The sequence below is a fragment of the Leptospira tipperaryensis genome, from assembly GCF_001729245.1.
Lineage (GTDB): Bacteria > Spirochaetota > Leptospiria > Leptospirales > Leptospiraceae > Leptospira > Leptospira tipperaryensis.
Genome location: NZ_CP015217.1, coordinates 885550 through 897263, shown reverse-complemented (window position 1 = coordinate 897263; position 11714 = coordinate 885550). Strand labels below are relative to the sequence as shown.

Sequence of the window (11714 nt, the reverse complement as noted above, 5' to 3'; positions counted from 1 at the left end):
CAAGAAATTATTACTAAAGAAATATAAAATTAAACGTAGGACTTCGTTTATCAAATACATCTCACTCTTCTGAAAAGGATAAGACTTTACTAAAGATGAAAATATTACTCTAAACCCGAATTCTAAGTTTAGAATATTTTAAAAAAGTAAAAAGAGTTACTTATAAAGAAAGGGCGCGTCCGCTCAAACGAACACGCCCTTTTACGATGTCGGTTTAAACGGAAATCAAGGATTTCTGACTTCCAACATACTCCTCAACATCCACGCGGTTTTTTCGTGTACTTCCAATCTTTGTGTAAGAAGGTCCAGAGTCACTTCGTCTCCTCCTTCGTCCGCCGCGGGTAAAAGCGCTCTCGCGGTTCTAATCACGGTCTCGTGTCCGGCCACAAGATGACGGATCATATCCTCCGCATTCGGAACTCCTCCCTCCTCGTGAATCGAAGTCAGCTTTCCAAGTTGATGGGAAGAACTAGGCGCGAAAAATCCCAAAGAGCGAATCCTCTCGGCTATCAAATCGATAGAAAGCCAAAGTTCGTTGTACTGTGTTTGAAACATGAGATGAAGCGTGTTGAATTGCGGGCCGGTCACATTCCAGTGATAACTGTGTGTTTTAAAATAAAGAATGTAAGTATCGGCTAAAAGTTTTTGCAACCCTGTGTTGATCGTATCTCGATTTTTTTCAGTAATTCCTATATCTATATTCATTGTCAGATCCCCTATTTCATATTAGACCTTTTGCAAGGAAGGACAAGAAAAATCCGTTGCATTCCAGTTAATCCCTGTCTTACTTTTTAGGATGCAGGAATTGTAAGAAAGCGCGTTTTGAAGACAAGTGTTTTTTTAAAAGATATAAGGAGCGGAAAAGTCCGCTCCTTAAGGTATGGAGATTTATTTTTTTCGAGAATTGAATTCTCGGATCGCCGCAAAAACTTCTTCCAGTTCTTCCTCTTTCATATAAGGAAAAAGCGGATAGTTTAGAACGGAGGCGCATATTCTTCCTGTTAAGTGTTTTTCCCCGAACTTACCTTTGATATAAGGTTTCGCGCCGGGTTGATCACTCATCGCTCCCGGATAGATATTACCAAAACCGATTCCTTTTTCCTTGAGGACTTCTTGGATGTTCGGTCTTTCTTCCGGAGTGGAGAGAGTGACGTTACAATAGCCGTTTTCTTCGTAGTCCTTAGGCGGATGAATCACTTGAATCCCAAGGCTTGGGAGTATTTCATAATATTTTTGCGCTGCTACTCTGCGAGATTTGATTCTTGCTTCCAGATGTTTAAGATTGATATTTAAGAACGCGGCTTGCAGAGTATCCAATCTCGAGTTCCAACCAACGTCGCCGTATGCGTAATGAGAAATTCTTCCGTGATTGGAAAGCATTCTTACTTTATTTGCAAGTTCTTCGTCGTTTGTAAAAACCGCGCCGCCGTCTCCCGCGCCGCCTAACACCTTCGCAGGATAAAAAGAAGTGGTGCTGATCACTGCGTCCTTATAAAGAGATTCACCTTTGTATTTGACTCCGAAACACTGAGCTCCGTCTTCCAAGAGAGGAATTCCTTTGGACTTACAGAGTTTGCGAAAGTCTTCGATTTTAGAAGAACCCCAACCGTAGAGGTGAACGATCATGGCCGCCTTAGGTTTTACTTTTTCGACTGCTTTTTCGAATTCCGCAAAATCCATCTGAAGATCATCCGGATTTGTATCCACTGTATAAGGATCTGCTCCGACGTTTACTACCGCTTCAAAGGTCGCCCAGAATGTGGAATCCGGAAGCAGAACCGCGTCGCCTTTTCCCACTCCCAAGGCTCTCAAAGCCAATTGGAGCGCGTCGGTTCCGTTTGCACAGGCGATGGAATATTTTGTCTGCGCGTAAGTCGCAAGATTTTTTTCTAAAAGAGAAACTTCTTCGCCTCCGATAAAACTCGCATTCTTACTGAGGACTTTTACTTTTTCTTCCCATTCTTCCAGTAGTCCCGGTTCAAACCTCTTGATGTCAATAAATGGAACGCCCATTAGGCCTCCTGCTTTTTTTTAAAATTCATATTTAAGAATATTCTAAAATACTACTTCTTCTTTTTTCGAGCGCCCGTCTTCTTTTTGGAGGGAGAAGATTTTTTAACGGCCGTCTTTTTCTTTTTCGCGGCCTTACCTATCGGCTCGGCTTTCGCCTTTAACGCATTTTCGAGCAAAGGATTCGCTTTTAGGAGAACCTTTTCGTCGAACATCAGTTTGGCGACTTCTTCAAATCGACTTACCGGAAAAAAGGACATTCCTTTTTTTACGTAATCAGGAATTTCTTCCAAGTGTTGGAGATTATCTTTTGGATAGATGATTTTGTGGACTCCCACTCTTTTAGCCGCGACGATCTTTTCCCGAAGCCCGCCGATCGCGAGGACTTCGCCCGTAAGAGTGATTTCTCCGGTCATTCCAAAACCCGGCTTAACTCGGATTCCCAAGGCGAGAGAAAGAATTGCGGTAGCCATCGTAATTCCGGCGGAAGGCCCGTCCTTCGGAGTAGCTCCGTCGGGAACGTGCAAGTGGACCAACCTATCCGCAAACAAGTCGTCTCTATTTAAGAAATTCTTAATATAGCTCAAAGCGATGCTCGAAGATTCTTCCATCGTCTTTCCGATCATTCCCGTAAGAAGAATCCCGCCCTTACCTTTTACAAAAAGCGCTTCGATCAAAAGAGTGGCTCCTCCGACCGAAGTCCAAGCAAGCCCGAGAGCCGTTCCGGGAACGAGGGCCTTTACCATTCTTTCGTCCGTAAACTTAGGAACTCCTAAGAATGTTTCGAGATCCTTTTCGTGAATGACTTTTGGAAAAGGTTCTTTTTTGACGATTCTCATCGCGATCTTGCGTACAAGTTTATCGGTTACTTTTTCCAGACCGCGAACTCCGGACTCTCGAGAATAAGAATCGATCAAAGCGACGATCGCCTTTTTTTCAAAATCGATTCCGTAGGGCGCCACTCCGTTTTTGGTCAGGACTTTTTTCCAGAGATACTTCTGAAAAATCTGCACCTTTTCATCCGTGATATAACCGGAAAGATTGATAATCTCCATTCTATCCAAAAGAATTCTGGAAATGGAATCCAACGTATTCGCGGTCGCGATAAAAAACACATTCGAAATATCGAATGGAAGATCAAGATAATGATCCCTAAAATTCTTATTCTGTTCCGGATCCAGAACTTCCAAGAGCGCGGAAGCCGGATCTCCTTGGATTCCGACCGCGAGTTTGTCGATCTCGTCCAAAAGGATCACGCAGTCTTTTTCTTTTGTTATGCGAAGTGCGGAAATGATCTTTCCAGGCATGGAACCGATATAAGTTCTTCTGTGTCCTTTGATCTCGGCTTCGTCCCTCATACCGCCGACGGAAAAACGAAAGAACTTTCTTCCCATAGCCTCGGCGATCGATTTTGCTATGGATGTTTTACCGACGCCGGGTGGCCCCACGAGAAGAAGAATTGTGCCTTTTTCGTCGGCCTTTAATTTTTTGACCGCAAGAAATTCTAAGATCCTGTCTTTTACGTCTTCGAGTTTGTAGTGATCTCGGTCCAGCGTGCGTTTGGCTTTGTCGAGATCGATCTCTCGGGAAGGAGCGGATTCCCAAGGAAGGGATTCTAAGATGTCCAAGTAATTTCGTATAACGTTGTAATCGCCCGTATTCGGGTCTGCGTAGGAGAATTTATCGAGTTCTCTCGTGACTTCTTCGATGACTTCCGGATCCGCGTTGATCGTTTTGAGACGTTCTAAAAATTTTTCGTATTTCTTTTCAAACTTATCGTCTTTGATTCCGAGTTCATTCTGAATCGCTTTGAGTTGTTCTCTTAAGAAAAATTGTCTCTGTTGTTTATCGATCTTATCCTGAATCTGATCCGAGATCTCTCTTTGAATCGAAACGAGTTCGATTTCTTTTTTTAAGAAAAGAAGAACCTTTTCAATTCTCTCCTTCAAGACGTTGGATTCGATGACGGATTGGTATTCTTCTTTTTCGAGGTTGAGAATGGAACAGACAAAGTCCGCCATCTTTCCCGGCTCGTTTACGTTGAGCATCGTAAGTTTCATCTCTTCCGTAAAAAGAGGATTGTTCTGAGCGAGCTCCCGGGTCATAACGAGCAAGGTTCTCATCATCGCCTTGATCGTATTTTTCGGCGCACCCGGTTCTTCTTCGGGATACATCACCTTGGCGACGAGCGGATCGTTGCTCATGTAAGAATTGATTTTAAAACGACGTACGGTATTGATAAGAATGTTGACTGCACCGTCGGGTAGATGCACTTTTTTTAATATCTTTGCGACGACCCCGAATTGATAGATGTTTTCCGAAGTTTCCTTTTCGTTCTCTTCGTCTTTGAGGAGAACAAGTCCGAGAAAAGAATTCCCTTTCAGAGATTCTTCCACCGCTTTTGCAAATTTGCCGCTGGGTACGATCAGAGGCGTGATGATTCCCGGGAAGACGGGGCGCGATTTGATAGGAATCAAAAATAGCTCCGGCGGTAAGATCGAATCCAACGGGACGATCAGGTTATCATCGATTCCGGATAAATCCTCTAATGGTTCCAATAGGTCTCCTATTCCTTAAAAAGTTCCGACAACTGCCGGATTTGTCCAGGTTCCTACAGAGGAAAGGATTCTCAAATAAAATCCGATCCATTTTCCTTCTAAAATCGTTGAGTAGAAGAGACAGACTGTCTCTTTTTTGAGAAAGAGAATCTGAACTTTTGGGAGTTCCTACTTCTTAAGTCGAAAGGAAAAGCGAAATTCGAATCCGAATTTTGAAGATTGCAGTCCTTCTGAGGTTTTGAAAAGAAGGAGTTCCTACTTTTCGAAGAGATCCACGGATCATTCTTACATGGATCCGAATCATTCCAAAATGTTTCGTCCTTACAAGCCGGGAATTCATTCTACTTCGAGTTTTTATTTATAAAACAAATTCACCGTTTTTATCATTTTAAGAAGGAATCAAATCCGGAGCTTCTTCTCTTTGAGATAAAAAATCCTCGCATCTAAACTGATTTCGAATTCAAAAAGATCCGTTTCCATAAACTACAAAGAAAGAACTTACGATCTCTTCTTTCGTTTTTTGCGGTATCGGTTGACTTTCATTCCAGCACGCTTTATAATTGGCCAGTTCAAAAATATAAAAACGAGTGATAGATGAGGAGTTCAAGAGATGAATAAAAAGATTCTATGGGCCATGGCATTTTGTCTTGTTTTCACTTCCGGTGCATGCAAGAAAAACGACGAGAATGAAGATGAAAAAATATTAGGATTGGTCGTAGCGAATTTTCTATACACACCTTACGAAAAGATCACTCCTACTTCCGGGACGATAAGTGTCGCCGGTGCGGGTTATACAAATCGGGCATTCAATCCTTCCTGTACAGGAATCGAAGGGAATACAACATTCTCCTTATATAGAAAAAAAGTAGCCACCTCCAATAAAAAACTTCTGATCAATTTTATGGGAGGAGGAGCTTGTTGGAGCGGATACAACTGTTTCGGGACCAACACTACGACTTACTTTAACGCACTCAATGTGGTGCCGGATCAGTTTGTCAAAATCGCTTTCCAAGGTGTGATGAACGCGGGAAATCCATCCAATCCTTTCAAAGATTACGACGTAGTATTCATTCCCTATTGTTCCGGAGATTTACATATCGGTTCTAAGGATATGACTTATACAAATCCAAATACCGGAGCCGCGGCCGTAATCAAACACCGCGGATATGACAACGTCCTCGCTACGTTAAAATTCATTCAGACGGAATATTCAGGAGTGGAAAACGTATTTGTTACCGGACAGAGCGCGGGAGGATACGGAGCTCTGTTGAATTATCCAATCGTAAGAGAAACGGTTCGAGGACTCAATGCATCCGTAAAAGTGAATATGCTTTCCGATGCATCTAACGGAATCGTTCCTGCTGGATTCTTTACAAATTTAAGTACACAATGGGGAGCGGATCCGAATCTTCCTACCTGGGTGACTGGAATTGCAGGCAACTATCTAACTGGTGGTGGAGCATCCATACAGGATTTTTTCACAAAGGTTTCGACGTTTTACTCCACAGACAAGACGGGACAGTATGCGGCTCTCTTTGACGGGAATCAAAGATTCTTCTACAAAGTTATGAACATCATCAACGCCGCTCCTACGTATTCGGACGCGAAGGCGACCGATCCTTATGACTCGTCCAAAACCTACTCCGCGTTATTCGGAGATACCGATGGAAGCACCGTTCCCGACGGAACTCCTGCGTCAACGGACGGAGCTACTTGCGGATGGTCGCAACAAGCCGTAACTTCTATGAATGGAATCTCCGGAGGAGCGACGAATTATTCCTACTACATCGCGCCGGGAGACGTTCATACGATCACGACCTCGGAAGATATGTACGGAGTCAATGCCGGAGGAACCAACTTCGTAACCTGGTTGACGACGCTCGCATCCGGAACCAAACCCGGAAACGCGAAGTGTTCCAATAGCGGTGGAAGTTGTGTGAACTCGAATTTTAACAAGAGCAAAATCAATCTGGCCCTGGGCGTAGCGACTTCCGATCAGTCCTATGGGAACGCAAAAGATTTACTCACGACTTGCGGAACGATCACAGGTCTCTAAAATAAAAATCCGCGCGGTCTCAAAAAGATCGGCGCGGATTCATTCTTCCGAATTTAAAATCGGAATTTCAAAGGCGAGTGATCGTCAAAAGCGCCGGGCTGGTCGAAAGGGAGGCTCTCAAACCTTGACAAGTATAAGGGGAAGAAGTGGACATTCCATTGACCGTGAGCGTATATTGACTGTTAGCCGCCGCAGTGATATCCAAAGTTACAGCCGTCGTAGAACTGGTTAGAATCAAAGTGTTATTCGGATCTTTCACTGTAATCGAAAAATCGGAATAAATCGAATTACACTTACTCGAGCTATGCGTTTGAGTTCCACTGATTGCAGTCAGTTTATAAGAACCTGCTTGTGCGAAAGTAAGAGTCGGAGTTGCGTTTTGATCGCCGCAAACGGTTAGACTCTGACCGGCTGCAACCGTGATATTCGTCGGATTCGTGCTAAAACGAACTCCGGTATTACACGGATTCAAAAGAACACTCGCCATAATTAAATTCAGAAAGAGAGCATCGGACTTTTCCTCTTCGGATTGTTTCGGTTTACAAGAAACCGCAATCGATAAAATCAAAATACCTAATATTATACTTTTAGAAAATCTAAAAAATCCGGACGAAGAAGGGGATTCTCCTTTAGATCTATTCGAGCTCGATACTTTATTTATTTCCATCATTCTATTGTTCCTTAAAAGGGGGTTTAATGTCTGATATGCGCTTTCGGGTGCAACACGGTCAAAACGTTGAAGAAAAAAAGTAAAAACTCCGCAAAAAATGGAACTTTTTAAACCGGCTTTAGAAATTTGGAATATGAATTTGGGCGGCGGACGGGCTCTCCGCTCGAGTCAAGTTATTGTGTATCTCTTAGTAAACAGGCGCTCGTCGAACATTCAATAACTTGACTACGCATCGATCCCTGCCGCATCGTAAACATACGTTTTATCGAAAAGAATATTAAATATCTTTGATAATTAAATCCACCATACGGATAAAAACTTTTCTAATATCGTCTCTTGCTTCCTCGGAGGGAAGAACCTTGTGATTCCAGATCTTGAGGCCGAAACGAATAAAAAAATTATCCAAAAATTCCGATTCTATATGAGTTTTCATCAGAGTTTTTCCAGAATCTCGGTTCCAAGAAAGGGCAACTTTGGTTCCCTTATCGCCGTTTGCGTGGACGAGGGTTTCGGTAAACTCGTGAATGATCGATTCTAAATTACCGGGAATGACCAAATTGATCGCCCAAGTAGGAATGACGTAGGAAAAACCGCCGGAGACGTCGAACTTTTCGATCTTTGTGATCTTAAAGGAAAGGGAAGCGTTATCGGGATGATTTACAAAAAGACCGGAAAGAAAAATCTCCGGATTCTCCAACAAAAGTCCGTAGAGATTTGCTTCGAGAGAAACCCGAACTTGAAATGGAAAATGATTGAGAGAAACGATTGAAAAGGAATCTTCCGGAAATTGATTTCCTTTGGAATCGTAAGGAAGAATTTTTCCGTGTTTGGTGATAAATTTAAAGGAGATATCCGGAGTTTTGGAGTTAAGTCGAATTTCAGCCAGGGTTTTACCTTTTGGATTCTCCAATTTGATATTGACCCATCCAAGATATTTAATAGAATCCAGGTAATCGCCTAACTCTTCGTAGTCGTCCGAAAGATTTCTGGAAATGGAACCTTTAAAATTGAACTTTGTAACAAAACCTTCTCCGTTACTCGCCTTCTCCTCGCTCAAAACCAAAAGAGATTCTAAACCGAAATAGTAGTTTAAGAATTTTGCAAGATCCGGAAAGGACTTAGATAAGTCGTTTAACACTTTTCTAGCTTCCGGATGATTCACTTTTTTGAATATTAGGGTAGTCGGTGCGTCGATTTGTTTTATATTCTGAGGATCCAAAAATTTGAGAGAGGATTCCATCGCCATCACGGCGTGTTTGTGAGTGAAGGGCCCGAGATGAGTCGTAAGATCTAAATTTCCAGAATAGGAAGTTCCGCTGTAGAGTGGTTTCGGATTGTGTCTCAAATCGAATTCCGCGCTGAAATCTCCAAAAGAAGAAACTGCGATCGTCTTCATCCTCTTGTCTTCAAGACTGATCTTATAACCTTCCGGTGAGAACTTTCCCTTATAACTTACCCAGTGAGTTCCGTCCTCGTCTTTCTGAAGAAACTCAGAGTTGTAGAGTTTTTTTAATTCAAACTTCTCTAAGGAAGCCTCTATATAATTATGAAATTCTAATGCTCTTCCGTCGTATTGAACCTTTTTGGCGACTCCCCTCAAAAACCCAAGAAACTGTTTGGAAAGTTCCCTTCCGTCCGGCCCGATCGAATGCGGAATATCCTTAAGAGAGAAAGCGCCTAATACGGGTAATACGAGAAGAATCGAAAAAAGAACCGAAGCGGGAAGTATGAGTTTACGAATCTGAGTTTTCACAGGATCACCTTTAAATAACAAACGATATATATTGCAGAGGAATTCTCCCCAACCTAAATCCTGATTTTTAAAATGCAAGATTTTTATAACGATCGCTACAATTAAGAATTCCACCTTGTTCCCAAGAAAAGAAGGAGTTCCTACTTTTCCAGAAGACATCGAGTTCAGAAAGCGTTCCGGTTCCCAAAACCAATAGGAATATCGTAAAATTCTTACCTGCCTCTCCTTTTTAATTAACTTAATTTTGTTATAGTAGATCAATAATCTGCTATATTAAACTTAGAATTCAGAAGATTGAAACGATGTCTGGATTAGTAAGAACTATAATCTGGGAATCCGAAGTGTTTTCATCTGTTTACGACGTAAAAACCGGAAAGCTCATTCCGGTTCAGGAAGCGATCGAAATCGGAAAGGTCGCCGCCTAACGCTTTTTAAACGAAACGCGATCCATTTTTGAAATTCTATTTTCTAATTTCAAGAATGGATCCGAGCCGGAACAATTCTCATCTTTTTTAATACGAATTCGATTACGCGAAATCCAAAAAACTTTCAACTCGGTTGAATGATAAACCGAATCGGATTTCCTTTTCTTTCGTCCAAGGCTTCCAAACATTCATTCAAATCTTCTAATGAATGATGGGAAGTGATGGAATGGGTAAGGTTGATCTTTCCTTTTAGATAGAGATCGATCAGCTCCGGAATCGCCCTTCTATCCGAACCATAGGATCCCGAAACCGAGATCATCTTTTCGATGAGTATAAAAGGAATCTGAAATTTCAAGGGTTGTCTTCCGATTCCGACAAGAACGATTCTTCCGCCTGGATTCATAGCCCTTAGGGACTCTTCGATGTTGGACATATAACCCGAAAAGTCAGCGAGAAGATCGACCCCTTTGCTTACTTCTTTCAAAGCCTTTCCGGGATTTCTGACCTCTTTGAGATTGATGACTTCGTCGGCTCCATATTTTACCGCGTTCTCAAGCGGCCCTTTATCCACATCGAGCGCGATCACCTTTCCGGTAGTAAGCGCTCTTGCAACCGCAACGGCGTGAATTCCCAAACCGCCGCAACCGAAGATCGCAACCGTGTCTCCGTCCACGATATTCCCCCGATATCGAATCGCGTGATACGGAGTGGAAACCGCGTCGGCAAGAATCGCCCCTTGATCAAAAGGAATCGCGTCCGGAAGTGCGTAGAGATAACGTTCTTCCACGACGTTGTATTCCGCAAAACTTCCATCCCGATCAAAACCGAAAACTCCGAGTTCTTTACAAAGATTTTCGTGACCCGCTTTACAATAAGAACAAACTCCGCAAGAAGTTCCCGCAGCGATCACAACTCGGTCTCCTTTTTTAAAACGACTTACATTCTCCCCTACTTCTTCGATCACTCCGGAAGATTCGTGACCGGGGACTCTTGGAAAATGTTTACACTTGAGCGTTCCATGAACTACAAGATGTACGTCCGAACCGCAGATTCCGCAGGCCTTGATTTTTACTTTTACTTGACCCGGGCCCACATTCGGCACGGCTATGTCGCGGATTTCTAAACTTCTTTTTCCGGATTCTAAGATTGCGGCTTTCATGAAAAATTCTCCCTTGATGAAACGCAACGTAGAATAAGATCCCAAAGTCCTCAGTCAAGGTGAATTGAAAAAGAATCAAAATTCTGACACAAACTTCTTTCAATCGAAAATAAGCTCGCCACATCTTCTCAAAAATTTTTAAGCTTTTCGCACTTGAATCCATATCCTCCGATTTTTTCATGGAAGAAGAATCGTTTCCTTTGTTAAATCGAAACGTTTGTAAGAATCCAAATTCCTTCCGGAGGAAAATAATGGAACCTGAGACAATCTACCGGGAGATCAAAGCGAGTCAGAACGGTCAAGACTGGCATCATAAAAATTGTTTTGGCTGTGGCCCCGATAACCCAAAGGGCATCCACGCAAGTTTTCCCTTTCACGAAGAAAGTGGTGAAGTTCGTTTTCCTTTTAAAATAGAAAAATCATTCGAAGGCGCTCCCGGTTATGCTCACGGCGGAGTCCTCGCCACTCTTCTCGACGAAGCGCAAGGAGTTCTTTGTTTTCATCTAGGCCACTTCGTTATGACCGATCAATTGTATATGCGTTATTACAAAGCGGTTCCTCTTCAGGAAGAAGTGGAGGTTCGTTGTTGGGTGACGATGGTAAGAAGAAGAAGGCTCTACACAAAAGCGAGCATTCATCTTTCCAAAACGGGCGAACTTCTGGTCTCTTCAAAAGCTCGTTGGTATGACATGTCGGAAAGAACGATGAGAAGAATGTTCCAAGGAACGGTTTTTCCGATCGACGTCCTTCTCCAAGTTTTGGAAGTGAATCAGAAACGAGGAAAAGAAATCCGGAAACGTCTCAAACGTCAAAAGGCAAACGCGGAATTAAAACAATCTTAGAAGAATCGGTTTCATCCTATTCTTTGGGAATGTATTCAGTTCAGTTGAATCAATCCTACGAACAGTCCGGAACCAAACCGTCGCTGATATTACGAAGATGTTTTTGACTCTTAGTTGCGGCGGCCTCGATCTGTTTGAATCGTGTGACGTCCTTCGCGACCCAAAAAACGGAAGGAGAAAGAAAGGACTTCTATAGGATCGAATTGAATTCTTAGATTAGGCCGCTCAAATACATTCCATC

General features: G+C 42.7%; 9 protein-coding genes. 3 read left to right on the top strand and 6 right to left on the bottom strand.

Annotated elements, in window-relative coordinates:
• Positions 1-225 precede the first annotated feature (225 nt).
• The 3 genes from A0128_RS04260 to lon form a co-directional block, all read right to left on the bottom strand.
• Positions 226-705: a Dps family protein gene (locus A0128_RS04260; RefSeq protein WP_069606378.1), complete on the bottom strand. Its 480-nt coding sequence runs from the start codon at positions 703-705 to the stop codon at positions 226-228.
• Positions 706-888: 183 nt separating this feature from the next.
• Positions 889-2013 (bottom strand): DegT/DnrJ/EryC1/StrS aminotransferase family protein, encoded by a 1125-nt coding sequence (locus tag A0128_RS04255; protein WP_069606377.1) that lies wholly within the window; start codon positions 2011-2013, stop codon positions 889-891.
• Positions 2014-2063: 50 nt separating this feature from the next.
• Entirely contained in the window at positions 2064-4568 is a 2505-nt protein-coding gene (gene lon / locus A0128_RS04250; RefSeq protein ID WP_069606376.1) for an endopeptidase La, read from the bottom strand.
• A gap of 610 nt (positions 4569-5178) precedes the next feature.
• On the opposite strand from lon, the gene A0128_RS04245 reads away from it, so the two are divergent.
• On the top strand, positions 5179-6624 hold the full coding sequence (locus tag A0128_RS04245) for a pectin acetylesterase-family hydrolase (RefSeq protein ID WP_069606375.1): 1446 nt from the start codon (positions 5179-5181) through the stop codon (positions 6622-6624).
• 67 nt (positions 6625-6691) lie between these two features.
• On the opposite strand, the gene A0128_RS04240 is transcribed toward A0128_RS04245, so the two are convergent.
• Positions 6692-7294, bottom strand: coding sequence for a hypothetical protein (locus tag A0128_RS04240; protein ID WP_069606374.1), 603 nt, complete (start codon positions 7292-7294; stop codon positions 6692-6694).
• Positions 7295-7571: 277 nt separating this feature from the next.
• A complete protein-coding gene (locus A0128_RS04235; protein WP_245667198.1) occupies positions 7572-9206 on the bottom strand; it encodes a hypothetical protein in 1635 nt (544 codons plus the stop codon).
• A 143-nt stretch (positions 9207-9349) separates the two neighbouring features.
• Here A0128_RS04235 and A0128_RS22425 point away from each other — a divergent pair, with 143 nt between their 5' ends.
• Positions 9350-9472: a hypothetical protein gene (locus A0128_RS22425; RefSeq protein ID WP_282433216.1), complete on the top strand. Its 123-nt coding sequence runs from the start codon at positions 9350-9352 to the stop codon at positions 9470-9472.
• Between the two features lie 124 nt (positions 9473-9596).
• On the opposite strand, the gene A0128_RS04230 is transcribed toward A0128_RS22425, so the two are convergent.
• A complete protein-coding gene (locus A0128_RS04230; RefSeq protein WP_069609107.1) occupies positions 9597-10631 on the bottom strand; it encodes a zinc-binding dehydrogenase in 1035 nt (344 codons plus the stop codon).
• A 251-nt stretch (positions 10632-10882) separates the two neighbouring features.
• On the opposite strand from A0128_RS04230, the gene A0128_RS04225 reads away from it, so the two are divergent.
• Complete coding sequence (locus A0128_RS04225) at positions 10883-11473, top strand: PaaI family thioesterase (RefSeq protein WP_069609106.1); 591 nt, start codon at positions 10883-10885, stop codon at positions 11471-11473.
• Positions 11474-11714 lie beyond the last annotated feature (241 nt).

Excerpts from the sequence above, each read along its gene's own strand:
- A0128_RS04245 (WP_069606375.1), top strand. The coding sequence starts at position 5,179 with ATGAATAAAAAGATTCTATGGGCCATGGCATTTTGTCTTGTTTTCACT.
- A0128_RS04255 (WP_069606377.1), bottom strand. The coding sequence starts at position 2,013 with ATGGGCGTTCCATTTATTGACATCAAGAGGTTTGAACCGGGACTACTG.
- A0128_RS22425 (WP_282433216.1), top strand. The coding sequence starts at position 9,350 with ATGTCTGGATTAGTAAGAACTATAATCTGGGAATCCGAAGTGTTTTCA.
- A0128_RS04235 (WP_245667198.1), bottom strand. The coding sequence starts at position 9,206 with ATGTCTTCTGGAAAAGTAGGAACTCCTTCTTTTCTTGGGAACAAGGTG.
- A0128_RS04260 (WP_069606378.1), bottom strand. The coding sequence starts at position 705 with ATGAATATAGATATAGGAATTACTGAAAAAAATCGAGATACGATCAAC.
- A0128_RS04240 (WP_069606374.1), bottom strand. The coding sequence starts at position 7,294 with ATGATGGAAATAAATAAAGTATCGAGCTCGAATAGATCTAAAGGAGAA.
- A0128_RS04225 (WP_069609106.1), top strand. The coding sequence starts at position 10,883 with ATGGAACCTGAGACAATCTACCGGGAGATCAAAGCGAGTCAGAACGGT.
- A0128_RS04230 (WP_069609107.1), bottom strand. The coding sequence starts at position 10,631 with ATGAAAGCCGCAATCTTAGAATCCGGAAAAAGAAGTTTAGAAATCCGC.